Below are 17,174 nucleotides of genomic sequence, written 5' to 3'. Positions count from 1 at the left end.
CTTCACCATGCTCCGTCCGTCCGCCGCCCCTGCCCTGCTGCTGGCCGCCGCCCTCGCCGCCCACGCGCAGGACGCTGCCAAGCCCGCGTCTGCCGCCTGGAACGTCAACGCGCCGCCCGGCGCGGCCAAGACGGCAAGCATCGACACCCGCACCGGCACGTGGATGAGCGTGGACGTCAGCCCCGACGGCAAGACGCTCGTCTTCGACCTGCTGGGCGATCTCTACACGCTGCCCATCACCGGCGGCGAGGCCAGGCCGCTGACGCATTCCATGGCCTGGGAGCAGCAGGCCCGCTTCTCGCCCGATGGCAAGCAGATCGCCTTTCTGAGCGATGCCGGCGGCGGTGACAACCTGTGGCTGATGAACGCTGATGGCAGCGGCGCCCGCGCGGTCACCAAGGAAGACTTCCGCCTGCTGAACAACCCGGTCTGGCACCCGGACGGCAAGTACCTGCTTGCCCGCAAGCACTACACCGGCACGCGCAGCGCCGGCTCGGGCGAGATCTGGCTGTACCACGTCGACGCCGAGGCGGCCAAGAACAAGGGCGTGCAGCTCAACGAGAAGCCCAACTGGCAGAAGGACCTGGGCGAGCCCGCCATCTCGCCGGACGGCAAGTACCTGTACTACTCGCAGGACACGACGCCGGGCCGCACGTTCGAGTACAACAAGAACAGCAACGGCGAGATCTACAAGATCTTCCGCCAGGATCTCAGCGACGGTTCCGTGGAAGCCTTCGTGCAAGGCCCCGGCGGCGCGGTGCGGCCCACCCCGTCGCCCGACGGCAAGTACCTCGCCTTCGTGCGCCGCGTGCGCAACCAGAGCACGCTGTTCCTGAAGGACCTGGCCACGGGCCGCGAGTTCCCGGCCTGGAGCGGCCTGTCGCGCGACCTGCAGGAAAGCTGGGCCATGTGGGGCGTGTACCCCAGCTTCGCCTGGCTGCCCGGCAGCCAGGAGATCGTCGTCTGGGCCGAGGGCCGCATCTGGCGCGTGGACCCGTTCAAGGGCACGGCCGCCGACATCCCCTTCCACGTCAAGCACACCCGCGAGCTGCGCGAGCCGCTGCGCTTTGCGCATGAGGTGGCGCCGGAGCGCTTCGCCGTGCGCCAGCTGCGCGGCGCCCAGGTGTCGCCGGACGGCAAGCGCGTGGTCTACGCCGCGTTGGGCGCGCTCTACCTGAAGGACCTGCCGAACGGCGAACCGCGCCGGCTGACGCGCCAGACCGAGGCCTTCGAGCTGGCGCCGCACTGGTCGCGGGATGGCAAGTCCCTGGTCTACGCCACCTGGCGCGACGACACGCAGGGCAGCATCCGCCGGCTGGATCTGGACTCGGGCAAGGAGACCGTGCTGGTCAAGGCGCCGGGCAAGTACCTGGAGCCGCGCCTGTCGCCGGACGGCCGCCGGCTGGTGTACCGCAAGGTGCGCGGCGGTGCGCTGACCAGCCCCTGGCATGGTCTGGACACCGGCATCTACGTCACGGCCGCCGACGGTTCGGGCAAGGCCGAACGCATCAGCAAGGACGGCAGCGGCGCCCACTTCGGCGCCCGCAGCGACGAGCTGTTCTTCACCCGCGTCAGCAGCACCAGCGAGGTCGACCAGCGCTTCTCGCTGCTGCGCATGAACCTGCAGGACCGCAGCGAGACCGAGGTGGTCCGCAGCGACTTTGCCTCCGAGTACAGCGTCTCGCCCGATGGGCAGTGGCTGGGCTTCGTGGAGCGCTTCCATGCCTACGTCGTGCCGCTGCCCTCGGTGCAGGGGCAGGCCGGCAAGGTCATCACCGTGGGCGGCAAGATGGACGCGCTGCCCGTGCGCCAGCTGGACGTCAATGCCGGCTACGCGCTGCACTGGAGCGGCGACGCGCGGCGCGTGCACTTCACGCTGGGCGAGGAGCTGTTCACCGCCAGCACCACCGGCAAGGACAAGGCTACCGCGCAGAAGATCGGGTTCCAGCAGGCCAGCGACAAGCCTGTCGGCAAGATCGCGCTGACCGGCGCGCGCATCGTGACGATGAAGGGCGACGAAATCATCGAGGCCGGCACCGTGCTGGTGGACGGCAACCGCATCGTCGCCGTCGGCAAGGACGTGACGATTCCGGCGGACGCCCGCCGCATCGATGCCAGCGGCAAGACCATCGTGCCCGGCTTCATCGATGGCCATTGGCACGGCGCGATGAACGACGCCGGGCTGATCCCGCAGCAGAGCTGGGTCAACCTCGCCTCGCTGGCCTTCGGCGTCACGACGCTGCACGACCCCAGCAACCTAAACGCGGCCGTGTTCACGCAAGCCGAGATGCAGCGTGCCGGCGTTGTCGTGGGCCCGCGCATCTACTCGACGGGCAGCATCCTGTATGGCGCCCGCACGCCCATCACGGCCACGGTCGCCAACCTGGACGACGCCCTCACCCACCTGAACCGCCAGAAGGCCGAAGGCGCCATCAGCGTGAAGAGCTACCAGCAGCCGCGCCGCGACCAGCGCCAGCAGGTGCTGGAGGCCGGCCGGCAGACCGGCGTGATGGTGGTGCCCGAAGGCGGCGCGCTGTTTCAGAACAACATGACCATGGTGGTCGATGGCCACACCACGGTCGAGCATGCGCTGCCCATCGCCGAGGTGTGGGACGACGTCAAGCAGCTGTGGGGCCAGAACGGCGTGGGCTACAACCCGACGCTGAACGTAGGCTATGGTGGCCTGGACGGTGAGCATTACTGGTACGCCCGCACCGAGGTCTGGAAGCACCCGCTGCTGACCCGCTACGTGCCCAAGGCCGTGCTGGAGCCGCGCGCCATCCGCCGCGAGACCGCGCCCGAGGAGGACTTCAACATCCTCAAGGTCGCCCGCACCGCCAACGACCTGGCCAAGGCCGGCGTCAACGTGATGATCGGCGCGCACGGTCAGCGCGAGGGCCTGGGCGCGCACTGGGAGATGTGGATGCTGGCGCTGGGCGGCATGAAGCCGCACGACGCGCTGCGCGCCGCAACCCTCAACCCGGCACGCAACTTCGGGCTGGACAAGGATCTCGGCTCGCTGGAACCCGGCAAGCTGGCCGACCTCGTCGTCATCGACGGCAACCCGCTGGCCGACATCCGGCAGAGCGACCGCGTCGTGCAGGTCATGCAGAACGGCCGGCTGTTCGATGCGCTGACGATGAACCAGATCGCGCCCGTGGCCAAGCCGCGCAAGCCACTGTTCTTCGAGGGTGCCGCTGCTGTGGGCATGCCCATCGACGCCGAAGGCCTGGAAGGCACGCACGGTCACGGCCACTGATGCCAAGCGCTGCGGCAGGCGGCTAGAATGACGCCCGTCAGGAGAGCGTCCCGGTGCAGTTGGGGGCCGCCGAAGGCGCAGGGTCACACGATTCGAACGCTCAGGCAAAAGGACTGACAAACGCCCCGCAGTGCTCGACACTGCCGGCGTTCCTCACTGGAGAGAGGCGGGCCCGCGAGCTCGTCCACCGAAGGGGCAAGCGAGCGCGGGACAGGCCACCCGCTCGTCAATCTCTCAGGTACCCCGGACAGCGAGGACATCCAAACCCGAATTCCGTCGGAGCTTCTGATGTCCTCTTTGCTGCAAACACCGCTTCACGCCCTGCACGTCGAACTCGGCGCCAAGATGGTGCCCTTCGCCGGCTACGACATGCCGGTGCAGTACCCCACCGGCGTGATGGCCGAGCACAAGCACACGCGTGCGGCCGCCGGCCTGTTCGACGTGTCCCACATGGGCCAGGTGCGCCTCGTGGGCGCCGATGCTGCCGCGGCGCTCGAAACGCTGGTGCCCGTCGACATCATCGACCTCGGCGTGTTCAAGCAGCGCTACGCGCTGTTCACGAACGACCAGGGCGGCCTGCTGGACGACCTGATGGTCTGCAAGCGGCCGGACGACCTGTTCGTCGTCGTGAACGCCGGCTGCAAGGAGCAAGACGTTGCCCACATGCAGAAGCACCTGGCCGGCCGCTGCGAGGTCATCCCCGTGCCCGAGCGCGCGCTGCTGGCGCTACAAGGCCCCGAGGCCGTGACGGTGCTGTCGCGCCTGAACCCCGACGTCGCCAAGCTGACCTTCATGACCGGCGGCTTCTTCACGCTCGACGGCATCGACACCTTCCTGACCCGCTCCGGCTACACCGGCGAAGACGGCTACGAGATCTCCGTCCACGAGAACGACGCCGTGGCCCTGGCCCGCAAGCTGCTGGCGCATGCCGAGGTCAAGCCCATCGGTTTGGGCGCGCGCGATTCGCTGCGCCTGGAAGCCGGCCTGTGCCTGTACGGCCACGACATCGATACCACCACCACGCCGGTTGAAGCCTCCATCACCTGGGCCATCCAGAAGGTGCGCCGCGCCGGCGGCGCGCGTGCCGGTGGCTACCCCGGCGCGGCGGTCATTGACGAGCAACTCGCCAACGGGGCTGCGCGCAAGCGCGTGGGTCTGGTCGGCAAGGAGCGCATGCCCGTGCGCGAGGGCGCCAAGATCGTCACTCTAGAGGGCACCGAGATCGGCGTCGTCACCAGCGGCACGCTGGGCCCCACGGTCAACCAGCCGGTGGCGCTGGCCTACCTGGCGAAGGAACACACCGCCGTCGGCACCGAAGTCTTTGCCATCGTGCGCGACAAGCGCACGCCGATGGTGGTCTCTTCCACCCCCTTCACCCCCAACCGCTACTACCGAGGTTAAGCATGTCCATCAAGTACACCCCCGACCACGAATGGCTGGAAGTCCACGGTGACGGCACCGCGACGGTCGGCATCACCGTGCACGCACAGGACGCGCTGGGCGATGTGGTCTTCGTGGACCTGCCCGAAGTCGGCAAGACCTACGCCGAGAAGGACGTCGCCGGTGTCGTCGAGTCCGTCAAGGCCGCGGCCGATGTCTACATGCCCGTCGACGGCGAGATCACCGAGGTCAACGAAGCCCTGCGCGACGACCCGGCGCTGGCCAACTCCGACCCGCTGAAGGCTGGCTGGTTCTTCAAGGTCCGCTTGAGCAACCCCGCCCAGCTCGACGCGCTGATGGACTCGACCGCCTACGACGCCCTGCTGAAGTCCCTGTAATTCCGAAGTAAGACCTGCCATGCCGACGCCGCTCTCCATCCTCGAAGACGCCACCGAATTCCACGCCCGCCACATCGGGCCGGATGCCGTCGATGAATCCCTGATGTGTGCCGCCGTCGGCGTGGCCAGCCGCACCGCGTTGATCGACGCGGTCGTGCCCGCAGCCATCCGCCGCTCGCAAGGCATGAAGCTGCCCGCCCCCATCACCGAGGCGGGCGCGCTGGCCGAACTCAAGGCCATCGCCGGCAAGAACAAGGTCTACAAGAGCTTCATCGGCCAGGGCTACTACGGCGTGCACACGCCGGGCGTCATCCTGCGCAACATCCTCGAGAACCCCGCTTGGTACACCGCCTACACGCCCTACCAGGCCGAGATCTCGCAGGGCCGCATGGAAGCCATCCTGAACTTCCAGACGCTGGTGACCGATCTCACCGGCATGGACATCGCCAACGGCTCCATGCTGGACGAGGCCACCTCGGCCGCCGAGGCGGTCACACTGGCCAAGCGCTCGGTCAAGAGCAAGAGCAACACGCTGATCGTCGCCGGCGATGTGCACCCGCAGACCATCGAGGTCATCCAGACGCGCTGCAAGCCGCTGGGCCTCGAGGTGCTGGTCGGCATGGCGCCTACGCTGATGGCCGAGCACGACTACTTCGCCGTCGTCTGCCAATACCCCAGCACCACCGGCCTCATCCATGACCTGAAGGCCTTCGCCGAGCAGGCCCACGCCAAGAGCGCCGCCTTCATCGTCTGCACCGACCTGCTCGCGCTGACGCTGCTGACCTCGCCCGGCGAGTTCGGCGCGGACATCGTCGTCGGCAACAGCCAGCGCTTCGGCATGCCCATGGGCGCTGGCGGCCCGCACGCGGCCTTCCTGGCCTGCAAGGACGAGTTCAAGCGTTCCATGCCCGGGCGCCTCGTTGGCGTCAGCAAGGACGCGCAGGGCCACACGGCGATGCGCCTGGCGCTGCAGACCCGCGAGCAGCACATCCGTCGCGAGAAGGCCACCTCCAACATCTGCACGGCACAGGTGCTGCCGGCCGTCGTGGCCAGCATGTACGCCGTCTACCACGGCCCGCAGGGCCTGAAGCGCATCGCCGAGCGCGTGGCCAGCTACACGGCCATCTTGCATGCCGGCCTGACCCGCATGGGCGTCAAGGTCGTCACGCCGCACGTGTTCGACACGCTGCTGGTGGAGTGCGACGTGGCGAGCGTGATGGCCAAGGCCGTCGCCGCCCAGGCCAACCTGCGCAAGCTGAGCGACCAGCATGTCGGCATCGCGCTGGACGAGACGACGTCGCGCGCCGACATCGAAGCGATCTGGGGCTGGTTCGCGCCTGCTGGCGTCACTGTGCCGACGGTGGCCGAGTTCGCCGCCGGCGTCGACAGCCTGATCCCGGCGCAGCTGCGCCGCACCAGCACCTTCCTGACCCACCCGGTGTTCAACACCCACCACAGCGAAACCGAGATGCTGCGCTACATCCGCAGCCTGTCGGACAAGGACCTGGCGCTGGACCGCAGCATGATCCCGCTGGGCTCGTGCACGATGAAGCTGAACGCCACGGCCGAGATGATCCCCATCACCTGGCCCGAGTTCGCCAACCTGCACCCGTTCGCGCCGCAGGACCAGTTGGCCGGCTATACCGAGCTGGACACGCTGCTCCAGCAATGGCTGACCGAGTGCACCGGCTACGCCGGCATCAGCCTGCAGCCCAACGCCGGCTCGCAGGGCGAGTACGCCGGCCTGCTGGCCATCAAGGCCTGGCACGAATCGCGCGGCGACCACCAGCGCACGGTCTGCCTGATCCCCGAGTCGGCCCACGGCACGAACCCCGCGTCGGCGCAGATGTGCGGCATGTCCGTCGTCGTCACCAAGTGCGACAAGGAAGGCAACATCGACCTGGCCGACCTGAAGGCCAAGTGCGAGCAGCACGCCGACAAGCTGGCCGCCATCATGATCACCTACCCCTCCACGTACGGCGTGTTCGACACGCACGTGAAGGAGATCTGCCAGGTGGTGAAGGCCCACGGCGGCCGTGTCTACGTGGACGGCGCCAACATGAACGCGCTGGTCGGCGTGGCCGCGCCTGGCGAGTTCGGCGGAGATGTCAGCCACCTGAACCTGCACAAGACCTTCTGCATCCCCCACGGCGGTGGCGGCCCGGGCGTGGGCCCGGTGTGCGTCGTCGACGACCTCGTGCCCTTCCTGCCGGCGCACCGCACGGCGGGCCTGGGCAAGGCAACGAACATCGGCGCCGTGTCCGCTGCGCCGCTGGGCAACGCGGCCGTGCTGCCGATCTCGTGGATGTACATCCGCATGATGGGCGCCGAGGGCCTGAAGAAGGCGACCGAAGTGGCCATCCTGTCGGCCAACTACGTGGCCGCGCGCCTGTCCGACCACTACGACATCCACTTCTCCGGCGGCATTGACGGCGTGAAGGGTGGCGGCGTGGCCCACGAGTGCATCCTGGACCTGCGCCCGCTGAAGGACAGCTCCGGCGTCAGCGCCGAGGACGTCGCCAAGCGCCTCATCGACTACGGCTTCCACGCGCCGACGCTGAGCTTCCCCGTTGCCGGCACGCTGATGGTCGAGCCGACCGAGAGCGAATCGCGCGCCGAGCTGGACCGCTTCATCGACGCGATGATCCAGATCCGCCACGAGATCGCCGAGGTCGAGGCCGGCAAGCTCAGCCGCGAGGACAACCCGCTGGTCAACGCGCCGCACACGGCGATGGTCGTCAGCGCCAGCGACTGGGCCCATGGCTACAGCCGCGAGGTGGCGGCCTACCCGCTGCCCAGCCTGCGCCGCCAGAAGTACTGGTCGCCGGTGGGCCGCGTGGACAACGTCTACGGCGACCGCAACCTGTTCTGCAGCTGCGTGCCGCTGTCCGAGTACGACGCGGCCTGACCCCCCCTAGCGGCTTCGCCGGGCCCCTCAAGGGGGCGCTGCCGGTGGCCTGGCAACGCCAGTTCCACGGCAGCCACTGGATGAGTCGGGCGGCCACAAGCCGCCCTCTACCGAACCGAGGCAGACATGGCCGTTTCCGTTTTCGACCTCTTCAAGATCGGCATCGGCCCGAGCAGCTCGCACACGGTGGGCCCGATGCGCGCCGCGCGCCTGTTCGGCCTGCGGCTGCAGCACGACGGCCTGCTGGACCGGGTGGCCCGCGTTCAGGTCATCCTGTACGGGTCACTGGGCGCCACCGGCAAAGGCCACGGCAGCGACAAGGCCGTGCTGCTGGGCCTGGCGGGCCATGAGCCGGACACGGTGGACGTCGAGGCCATTCCCGCGCTGCTTGACGCCATCCGTGCGGGCGATTTGAACCTCGTCGGCCAACGCCAGATCAGCTTCGACGAGGCCAAGGATCTCGTCTTCAAGCGCCGCGAAAGCCTGCCCTTCCACGCCAACGGCATGCGCTGCCTGGCCTTCGATGCTGATGGGGCCGAACTCGCCAACCGCGTGTACTACTCGGTAGGCGGCGGCTTCATCGTCAGCGACGAGGTGGCGGCCGACGGCAGCAAGCAGAAGGTGATCGCCCCCGACACCACCGTGCTGCCCTACCCGTTCAAAACCGGCGACGAGCTGCTCGCGCTGACGAAAAAGTACGGCCTGTCCATCGCCGAGGTCATGCGTCGCAACGAAGGCCACTGGCGGCCCGATGCCGAGACGCGTGCGGGTCTGCTGAAGATCTGGAGCGTCATGCAGGCTTGCGTGCAGCGCGGCTGCAGGACCGAAGGCATCCTGCCCGGCGGCTTCAAGGTCAAGCGCCGGGCGCCCAGCCTCTTCAACAGCCTGATCTCCAACCCCGAACAGGCGCTGCGCGACCCGCTGCAGGTCATGGACTGGGTCAACCTGTACGCGCTGGCCGTCAACGAGGAGAACGCCGCCGGCGGCCGCGTCGTCACGGCGCCCACCAACGGCGCGGCCGGCATCGTGCCGGCTGTCTTGCACTACTACGCCCGCTTCGTGCACGGGGCCACCGAAGACGGCGTCATCGACTTCCTGCTGACCGCCGCCGCCATCGGCATCCTCTACAAGGAAAACGCGTCCATCAGTGGCGCCGAGGTCGGCTGCCAGGGCGAGGTGGGCGTGGCCTGCTCGATGGCCGCCGGTGCGCTGTGCGCCGTCATGGGCGGCACACCCGAGCAGGTGGAGAACGCCGCCGAGATCGGCATGGAGCACCACCTGGGCCTGACCTGCGACCCGGTGGGCGGCCTCGTGCAGATCCCCTGCATCGAGCGCAACGCCATCGCGTCGGTCAAGGCCATCAACGCCGCGCGCATGGCGCTGCGCGGTGATGGCACGCATTTCGTGAGCCTGGACAAGGTCATCAAGACCATGCGCGACACCGGCGCCGACATGATGACCAAGTACAAGGAAACGGCGCGCGGCGGCCTGGCAGTGAACATCGTCGAGTGCTGATGGCGCGGGGCTGAGCCATGTGCCTCGCTGCCTTTGCGCTCAACGCCCATCCACGCTTTCCGCTGGTGCTCGCGGCCAACCGTGACGAGTTCTTTGCACGCCCCGCAGCGGCGATGGACTGGTGGGCCGACGAGCCCGACCTGCTGGCCGGGCGCGACCTGACGGCCGGTGGTAGCTGGTTCGGCCTCACCCGCTCCGGCCGCCTGGCGCTGCTGACCAATGTGCGCGAGCCAGGCCGCAACGACGCGGCCGCCCCATCGCGCGGTGCGCTGGTGACGGACTGGCTGCGCAGCAAGGCGCCGCTCGCCGACTTCGCCGCGCAGCAGTTGCCGGCCGGCCACAACGGCTTCAACCTGATCGCGGCTGATGTGGCGAGCAACACCTGGCACTGGCTCAGCAACCGGGCAGCGGCGCCCCAGCAGCTGGGGCCGGGCCTGCATGCCCTCTCCAACGCCGCGCTGGACACACCCTGGCCCAAGACCACCGGCCTGCGCACCGCCCTGGCCGACGCGCTGGCGCAGGCCGCCGACGCGCCGGCACTGATCGAGCAGCTGCTGGCCGCCCTGGCCGACGACAGCACCGCACCCGACACCGCGCTGCCCGACACGGGCGTGGGGCTGGAGCGGGAGCGGCTGCTGTCACCGCGCTTCATCCGCATCCCGCCCGGGCCGGGCGCGGCGGTCTACGGCACACGCTGCTCGACGGTGCTGGTGCGCGAGGCCGACGGGGCCACCTGGGTCGTGGAGCGCAGCGTCACGGCGAACGGCGAGCCGCTGCCGCGCCGCGAGCACCGGCTACCACGCTGGCCGGTCTGAGCCCGCACGGCGCAGGCCACAATCGGCCCGCCGTGAGCGCCGCCGCCGTCCATCCCCGCCGCCCGCCTGACCCTCGCCTGGTGCAGCGCTGCCTGCTGCTGGCGGCGCTGCTGCATGTGTGGCTGGTGCTGATGTTCGGCACCGCCCCCAGCAACACCGCGCCAGGCCAAAGCGGCTGGGGCAGCCTGACCGTCAAGCTGCGCGGTTTGAGCGGCGCGCAGAGCGATGCACCACCGGCCGCCCAACCCGGCGGCAGCACCGCGCCCGAGGCCGCCACGGCCCCAGCGGCAGCACGCACAGCGGCCGTCAGCGAGCACACAGACGCGCCCGCCGACGCCGCCACAAGCACCGCGACGCTGGTGCTGCCCGACGGCTTCCGCCCCGTGGAGCGCCAGGACCTGGGCCCGCCGCCCGCGGCCACCGCGCCCGCCCTACCGGCCGCCGACCTGCCCGCCGGCCGGCTCGCGCGGCTGGAAGCGCGCCCCGATGCCAGCGTCGCGCCGCTGACGCCCGCCGCCCGACTGGCCCCAACGCCTCTGCCGGCCGCGCGCGCGGATCTGCCCACGCTGGACGCCACGCTGCCCACGACCGTGAACCGCCTGGACGCGTCCTCAGCTGCCGCCGCGCTCACGCCCGCCCTGCCCCGGCCGGCCGACTTGCGCGCCACCACGCCGCCCACCCCGGCCCTGCCGGCCGCCGCCGAGCTGCCCAACGCCGTGGCCCGGCTGGAAGCGCCGCAGGTCCCGGCCACCACTGGCGCGCTGCCCCGTGCTGCCGACTTGCGCGCCGCACCACCCGGCGCCTCACCGATGCCGCCGCCCGCCGTCTTGCCGGCCCCGGTCCAGCGGCTCGAAGCCGCCACACCCGAGGGCGGCACCGTCACGCCGTTGAGCCGCGCCAGCGCGCTGCGGCCGGCACCCACCAGCGCCAGCACGACGGCGCTGCCCGGCGCGCAAGACCTGCCCGCGCCCGTGCGCCGGCTGGAGTCCGAAAGTGCCGCGGCCGTGGCGCCGCTGCAGCCGACGGCCGCGCCGCGTGCCCCGATGGCCACACCAGCGCCAGAGGGTCTTGGCGACCTGGCCGGCAGCTTGCCCGGCCAGGTCAGCCCGCCCGCTGGCCTCGCCCAGGGCGATCCGGCGGCCCGCATTCAGGCGCCCGCACGCGCTGCAGGGGTGGCGCCCGGCCCGGACGCCGGCACCCGCGTCGGGCCGGAGGCAGCGCCGCCCCCGCAGGCGGCGGCGAGCGCGCCGCGCGCACCGCTGAACCTGTCGCTGCCCCGCGGCGACATGACGGCCCGGCGCGGCAGCAGCGGTGTCATCGCCCTGATCCCGCCACCGCCGGAGCGCAAGTCCAAGCTGGAGCAGTCGGTGGAGGACGCGGCCAACAAGGATTGCCGCAAGGCCTACAGCGGCGCAGGCCTGCTGGCCGTCGTGCCGCTGGCCATCGACGCGGCGCGCGGCAAGGGCTGCAAGTGGTGAACGGCGCCCGGGCGCTCAGCCGCCAAAGCCGCTGATCACCAGCTTGCCGCGCATGCGGCCCGACTCCAGCAGCGCATGCGCCTCACGCAGCGTGGCCGCGCAGATGGGGCTGAGCTGCTGGCTCAGCGTCGTGCGCAGCCGGCCCGCGTCCACCAGCGCGGCCACGCGAGCGAGCAGGCGGCCCTGCTCGGCGATGTCGGGCGTGCCGAACAGCGAACGCGTGAACATCAGCTCCCAGTGCAGCGACACCGACTTGCGCTTGAGCGCCATCACGTCCAGCGGCGTGGCCGGGTCGTCGATGAGCGCAATGCGGCCCTGCGGCGCCACCGCGTCCACCAGCGCGGGCCAGTGCTGGTCGGTGTGCGTCAGGCTGGCGATGTGGCTGACCTGCGGCAGGCCGGCGGCCACCAGCTGGGGCCGCAGCGGCTGCGTGTGGTCCACCACCGCGTGCGCCCCCAGGCCGCGCACCCAGTCCTGCGTCTCCGGCCGGCTGGCGGTGCCGACGATGTGCAGCTGCGTCAGTTCGCGCGCCAGCTGCACCAGCATGGAGCCCACGCCGCCGGCGGCGCCCAGCACCAGCAGGCTGTCGCCCGCGCCGCCGCCCTCGGCCACACCCAGGCGGTCGAACAGCAGCTCCCAGGCCGTGATGGCGGTCAGCGGCAGCGCGGCAGCCTCGGCGTCGGACAGGCTGACCGGCGCGCGCGCCACGATGCGGTGATCCACGACATGCAGCTCGGCATTGGCGCCGGGGCGGTTGATCGCGCCGGCGTAATAGACGCGGTCCCCGACGGCGAATCCCGTCACTGCCTCGCCCAGCGCCTGCACGGTGCCAACGGCATCCCAACCCAGCACCTCGGGCTGCCCCGGCTGCGGCGCGCGGTTGCGGCGCACCTTGGTGTCCACCGGGTTGACGGAGACCGCCGCCACCCGCACCAGCAGGTCCAACGGCCCGGGCTGGGGCTCGGGCAGTTGCAGGTCCAGCAGGGCCTCGGGGTGACTGATGGGCAGGGACTGGGTGTAGCCAACGGCTTTCATGGCAAGGCGCTCACGGCGAAGTCGGAAAGCCGTGATGGTGGGCCGATGCATTCAAACCAGAAAGCCTAGGATTCGCGAATCACTTTCATGGTTATCAGGAATATGGATCGACTCGGCCCGCTGCAGCTCTTCGTCGCCGTTGCCGAGGCGGGCAGTTTCTCGGCCGCGGCCCGGCGGCTCGCGCTCGGCCCGGTGCAGGCCAGCGCCACCATCGCGCGGCTGGAGCGCGAACTGGGCGTGCGCCTGTTCGAGCGCTCGACACGCCGGCTGCGGATGACCGAGGCCGGCGAGCAGTGGCTGCCGCATGCCCGCCAGCTGCTCGCCGCCTGGGCCGAAGGCGAAGCGGCATTGCGCGCGGCCGCGGGTGACGGCCAGCCGCTGACGGGCCGGCTGCGGGTGAGCCTGCCCAGCGACCTGGGGCGCCAGCATCTGTGGCGCTGGATGGAGGACTTCATCGCCGCGGAACCCGACACGCCTGATGCGCGGCTGCAGTTGGAGCTGCGCCTCAGCGACCGCCTGGCCGACCTGCTGCAGGAGCCGGTGGACTACGCGGTGCGCTACGGCGAGCCGGCGGACTCGCGCCTGGTGGCGCTGCCGCTGGCGCCCGGCAACCGCCGCGTGCTGTGCGCCAGCCCGGCCTATGTGGCCCGGCATGGCGCGCCGCAAACACCGGATGAGTTGTACGACCACCATTGCCTGCGCTTCGTGCTGGGCGACAGCGTGCACGGCCGCTGGCGCTTCACCGGGCCCGCGGGCGAGACGCGCAGCGTGGACGTCAGCGGGCCGCGCGTGGCCGACAACGGCGGCCTGGTGCGCGAATGGGCGCTGGCCGGCCTGGGCCTGGCCTACAAGAGCGCGCTGGACGTGGCCAGCGACCTCGCCGCCGGGCGGCTGCTGGCACTGCTGCCGGGCTGGACGGGCGAACCGGCCCCGCTGCACTGGATGACCGTGGGCCGCCACGGCCTCACCCCCGCCGTGCGCCGGCTGGCCCAGGCGCTGCGCGAGCGCTGCTCGCAGACGCTGGCCACACTGCCTGGCGGATGAGGCCCGCCGCCAGTCGCCAAATCACCACACCTCCCGGGCTATCCCGTAGGCCCGGCAAGCAACCGCTTGAGCGTTTGGCCGCCGAGCATTGCCGCCATCCAGTTGTCCGATGACCATCGCAGCGCCCCGCCACAGAGGGCAACCGACGACTGGAGTAGACATGACCGAATTTCGTGGAAACAAGACCCGCGGCCCCTGGCGCCGCAGCGCCATTGCGCTGGCCATCGCAGCGGCCGGCAGCCCGGCCCTGGCCCAGGAAGACACGAGCAAGCTCGATGCCGTTGTGGTCACGGGCTTCCGCGCCAGCCTGAACAATGCCCTGGCCAGCAAGAAGAACGCCGACGGCATCGTCGACGTCATCAAGGCCGAGGACGTCTCCAAGTTCCCCGACGCCAACCTGGCCGAGTCGCTGCAGCGCGTGCCGGGCGTGGCGCTGGCCCGCGGCGACGGCGGCGAGGGCAAGCAGATCAGCGTGCGCGGCCTGAATGCCGGCTTCACGCGCGTGCGCATCAACGGCATCGAGGCCATCTCGGCTACCGGCGCCTCGGACATCAACGGCAGCACCAACCGCAGCCGTGCGTTCGACTTCTCGGTGTTCGCTGCCGAGCTGTTCAACAGCCTGGAAGTGCGCAAGACCTCGCAGGCCGACATCGAGGAAGGCTCGCTGGGCGCCACCGTGGACCTGCGCGGCGCCCGCCCCTTCGACTTCAAGGGCCAGACGCTGAGCATCGGCTTGCAACAGAACTACAACACGCTGGCGCGCAGCTCGTCGCCGCGCGTGACAGGGCTGTTCTCGACCCGCGCCAACACCGGCGTGGGCGAGGTGGGCGTGCTGGTGTCAGGCGCCTACTCCAAGCGCAGCGCGACCGAGGAAGGCTATGAGGCCGTCGAGATGCTGAGCGCCAACGCCGACGGCGGCTTCTGCTCGCCGCTGGGCGCCACGCCGCAGAGCCCGGCCGACAACGCCCAGCGCGGCGTGACCGCCGCCAACTGCGGCTTCAACCTGCCGCGCACCTCCAGCACCACGGCCTACAACAACGTCTTCGGCCGCACCGACAACTACGGCGGCACTGTGGCCACACCGGCCGCCGGCAGCGGCGCCTTCCACCCGCGCATCCCGCGCTACCGCCGCTCGGTGGCCGAGTACGAGCGCCTGGGCGTCAGCGCCGCGCTGCAGTGGAAGGCCTCGGAAGCCACCGAGGTCAACTTGGATCTGCTGGGCGGCCAGTTCAACAACAACCGCTACGACAACTACATCTCGGCCATCTCGTTTGGCCGCACGCTGGCCGCCGCCAACGGCAAACCGCAGACCTCCATCGTCGAGGCCTCGTTCAACGGCAACGGCAGCTGGGAGTACGGCAAGTTCAACGGCGTGGACGTGCGCTCCGAGGGCCTGCTGGACGTCAACAACACCAGCTTCCGCCAGCATGTGCTGAGCGCCACACACAAGCTCACCAACGACATCAAGCTCGAAGCCATGACCGGCATCTCGGCCAGCCGGCTGAGCTCGCCCATGCGCACGACGGTGCAGTTCGACGCGCCCAACGTGAACGGCTTCTCGTTCGACTTCCGCAACAACCGCAACGTGCCGACGCTGAACTTCGGCATGGACGTGGCCAACCCGGCCAACTTCACCTTCGGCCCCACCGACCCGGATGGCACCGTACATGGCCAGTTCGTCGGCCGCCAGCTCAACACCGGCAACACGCTGAAGACCAACGCCGTGGGCGCGACCTGGGACGTCAACGACCACCTCGCCCTCAAGGCCGGCTACTCGGCGCGCAACAACACCTGGGACAACTTCGAGATCAGCTACGGCGCAGCCAACGGCCTGGCCAACCCGGCCGGCTTCACGATGGCCAGCGTGTCGCGCCTGATCACGAACTTCGGCAAGGGTCTGGAAGGCTCGGGCTACCCCAGCCAGTGGGTGGCGGTGGACCTGGACAAGTTCCGCAAGGTCTGGGACATCGAGTGCAACTGCGCCGCCGTGCCCGGCTCGCAGCTGGTGACGCTGAACCAGGCCAACCGCACGGTCAGCGAGAAGATCAACGCCGCCTACCTGTCGGCCGACTTCAACTACCAGCTCGCCGGCATCACCTTCCGTGGCAACGCGGGCGTGCGCTCGGCCGAGACCAAGGCCACCGCGTCGGCGCTGGTCAACGTGGGCGGCGTGCTGCAGCCCGTCACGTTCGACAAGACCTACCGCGATGTGCTGCCCTCGTTCAACCTGACCGCCCAGCTGCCCAAGGACGTGTTCGTGCGCTTCTCGGCCGGCAAGACGCTGTCGCGCCCCGAGTACGTGGATCTGGCGCCCTCGGCCTCGGTCAACACCAACGCGCAGACGGTCAGCATCGGCAACCCGCAGCTGGACCCCATCCGCGCCAAGACCTACGACCTGCAGGCCGAGTGGTACTTCGCGAAGAACTCCATGCTGTCGGCCGGCGTCTTCCACAAGAAAATCGACACCTACATCCAGCGCGTCAGCGAGCGCGTGGCCTACAACACGCTGGGCCTGCCCGACGCGCTGCTGACTGGCGGCGGCACCTGCTCCATCACCGGCGGCATTCCGGCCTGCCCGACGCTGCCGTCCTCGACCGTGACGGTCAGCCGCGCGGCCAACACCCCGGGCGGCCCGCTGACTGGCTACGAGCTGAACCTGCAGATGCCGTTCAGCTTCCTGCCGGGCGTGTGGAGCAACTTCGGCATGCTGGCCAACATCACGCACGTGAAGTCGACCATCAACTACATCACCCGCACCGCCACGCCCACGCTGCCGCAGCTGGCCATGAACGCGGCGCTGGTGGGCATGTCGCCCGATGCACGCAACCTGACGCTGTACTACGAGGACAGCAAGTTCAGCGCCCGCGTATCGGCGGCCTACCGCTCCAAGTACCTGTTCAACGTGCTGGGTGACGTGAACGGCCATGACGTGACCTTCGTCAACGCGTCGACCAACGTCGACTTCTCGGCGTCGTACAACGTCAGCCCCAAGCTGAAGGTGAGCTTCGAGGCGGCCAACCTGACCGACCAGCCGCTGCGCTACGGCCGCGATTCGCAGCGGGATGACACGCTGCTGTACGCGCACTTCGGGCGGACGTTCGGGGTGGGCATGTCGTACAAGTTTTGACCCCTCGCCCAGTCGCGCCTGCTGAACGCGGCGCGTCTGGTCGGTCCCCCGAGGGGACGGCGATGCGTGCGGCGTCGAGCCGCACGCACATCGCCTTGCCGGGCCGGCTTGGGAGCGGCCCGGCGCTCGGCCCGAAGACGAACAACGGCGCGTCGCTGAACGCGGGCGAGCCCAGGCGGTCCCCCGAGGGGACGGCGATGCGTGCGGCATGGAGC

Annotated in this window: 10 protein-coding genes and 2 riboswitches; of the genes, 9 read left to right on the top strand and 1 reads right to left on the bottom strand. The window is 70.0% G+C overall.

What is annotated here, in order from left to right; genetic code table 11:
- Window positions 1–7 precede the first annotated feature (7 nt).
- From NYO99_RS04740 to NYO99_RS04710, 7 genes are all read left to right on the top strand, one after another.
- A complete protein-coding gene (locus NYO99_RS04740; RefSeq protein WP_268165936.1) occupies window positions 8–3,259 on the top strand; it encodes an amidohydrolase family protein in 3,252 nt (1,083 codons plus the stop codon).
- Window positions 3,260–3,287: 28 nt separating this feature from the next.
- Window positions 3,288–3,385, top strand: a riboswitch (glycine riboswitch).
- 20 nt (window positions 3,386–3,405) lie between these two features.
- Window positions 3,406–3,520, top strand: a riboswitch (glycine riboswitch).
- 27 nt (window positions 3,521–3,547) lie between these two features.
- The gene (gene gcvT / locus NYO99_RS04735) at window positions 3,548–4,660 is read left to right on the top strand and encodes a glycine cleavage system aminomethyltransferase GcvT (protein ID WP_268165935.1); all 1,113 of its coding nucleotides are present in this window, start codon (window positions 3,548–3,550) and stop codon (window positions 4,658–4,660) included.
- Between the two features lie 2 nt (window positions 4,661–4,662).
- Window positions 4,663–5,037, top strand: a complete 375-nt coding sequence (gene gcvH / locus NYO99_RS04730) for a glycine cleavage system protein GcvH (protein WP_268165934.1) — start codon at window positions 4,663–4,665, stop codon at window positions 5,035–5,037.
- A gap of 19 nt (window positions 5,038–5,056) precedes the next feature.
- Window positions 5,057–7,945 (top strand): aminomethyl-transferring glycine dehydrogenase, encoded by a 2,889-nt coding sequence (gcvP, locus tag NYO99_RS04725; protein WP_268165933.1) that lies wholly within the window; start codon window positions 5,057–5,059, stop codon window positions 7,943–7,945.
- 126 nt (window positions 7,946–8,071) lie between these two features.
- Window positions 8,072–9,460 (top strand): L-serine ammonia-lyase, encoded by a 1,389-nt coding sequence (locus NYO99_RS04720; RefSeq protein ID WP_268165932.1) that lies wholly within the window; start codon window positions 8,072–8,074, stop codon window positions 9,458–9,460.
- A gap of 17 nt (window positions 9,461–9,477) precedes the next feature.
- A complete protein-coding gene (locus tag NYO99_RS04715) occupies window positions 9,478–10,275 on the top strand; it encodes an NRDE family protein (RefSeq protein WP_268165931.1) in 798 nt (265 codons plus the stop codon).
- Window positions 10,276–10,307: 32 nt separating this feature from the next.
- Window positions 10,308–11,753, top strand: a complete 1,446-nt coding sequence (locus tag NYO99_RS04710) for a YML083C domain-containing protein (protein ID WP_268165930.1) — start codon at window positions 10,308–10,310, stop codon at window positions 11,751–11,753.
- A 15-nt stretch (window positions 11,754–11,768) separates the two neighbouring features.
- Here NYO99_RS04710 and NYO99_RS04705 read toward each other — a convergent pair whose 3' ends face one another.
- A complete protein-coding gene (locus NYO99_RS04705) occupies window positions 11,769–12,788 on the bottom strand; it encodes a zinc-binding alcohol dehydrogenase family protein (protein ID WP_268165929.1) in 1,020 nt (339 codons plus the stop codon).
- A gap of 102 nt (window positions 12,789–12,890) precedes the next feature.
- Here NYO99_RS04705 and NYO99_RS04700 point away from each other — a divergent pair, with 102 nt between their 5' ends.
- Both NYO99_RS04700 and NYO99_RS04695 read left to right on the top strand, forming a co-directional pair.
- On the top strand, window positions 12,891–13,832 hold the full coding sequence (locus NYO99_RS04700) for a LysR family transcriptional regulator (protein WP_268165928.1): 942 nt from the start codon (window positions 12,891–12,893) through the stop codon (window positions 13,830–13,832).
- A 160-nt stretch (window positions 13,833–13,992) separates the two neighbouring features.
- Window positions 13,993–16,959 carry a TonB-dependent receptor gene (locus NYO99_RS04695; RefSeq protein ID WP_268165927.1) on the top strand — a complete coding sequence of 989 codons (2,967 nt, stop codon included), beginning with the start codon at window positions 13,993–13,995 and terminating at the stop codon, window positions 16,957–16,959.
- Window positions 16,960–17,174: the final 215 nt, after the last annotated feature.

The sequence above is a fragment of the Roseateles hydrophilus genome, assembly GCF_026712245.1.
Taxonomy (GTDB): Bacteria; Pseudomonadota; Gammaproteobacteria; order Burkholderiales; family Burkholderiaceae_C; genus Pelomonas; species Pelomonas hydrophilus.
The sequence above is the reverse complement of the archived record's forward strand: the minus strand, read 5'-3'. Positions and strand labels throughout refer to the sequence as shown.

What these genes read in the sequence shown, in the direction of transcription:
- NYO99_RS04740 (WP_268165936.1), top strand. Translation starts at nt 8, where the DNA reads ATGCTCCGTCCGTCCGCCGCCCCTGCCCTGCTGCTGGCCGCCGCCCTC.
- gcvT (WP_268165935.1), top strand. Translation starts at nt 3,548, where the DNA reads ATGTCCTCTTTGCTGCAAACACCGCTTCACGCCCTGCACGTCGAACTC.
- gcvH (WP_268165934.1), top strand. Translation starts at nt 4,663, where the DNA reads ATGTCCATCAAGTACACCCCCGACCACGAATGGCTGGAAGTCCACGGT.
- gcvP (WP_268165933.1), top strand. Translation starts at nt 5,057, where the DNA reads ATGCCGACGCCGCTCTCCATCCTCGAAGACGCCACCGAATTCCACGCC.
- NYO99_RS04720 (WP_268165932.1), top strand. Translation starts at nt 8,072, where the DNA reads ATGGCCGTTTCCGTTTTCGACCTCTTCAAGATCGGCATCGGCCCGAGC.
- NYO99_RS04715 (WP_268165931.1), top strand. Translation starts at nt 9,478, where the DNA reads ATGTGCCTCGCTGCCTTTGCGCTCAACGCCCATCCACGCTTTCCGCTG.
- NYO99_RS04705 (WP_268165929.1), bottom strand. Translation starts at nt 12,788, where the DNA reads ATGAAAGCCGTTGGCTACACCCAGTCCCTGCCCATCAGTCACCCCGAG.
- NYO99_RS04700 (WP_268165928.1), top strand. Translation starts at nt 12,891, where the DNA reads ATGGATCGACTCGGCCCGCTGCAGCTCTTCGTCGCCGTTGCCGAGGCG.
- NYO99_RS04695 (WP_268165927.1), top strand. Translation starts at nt 13,993, where the DNA reads ATGACCGAATTTCGTGGAAACAAGACCCGCGGCCCCTGGCGCCGCAGC.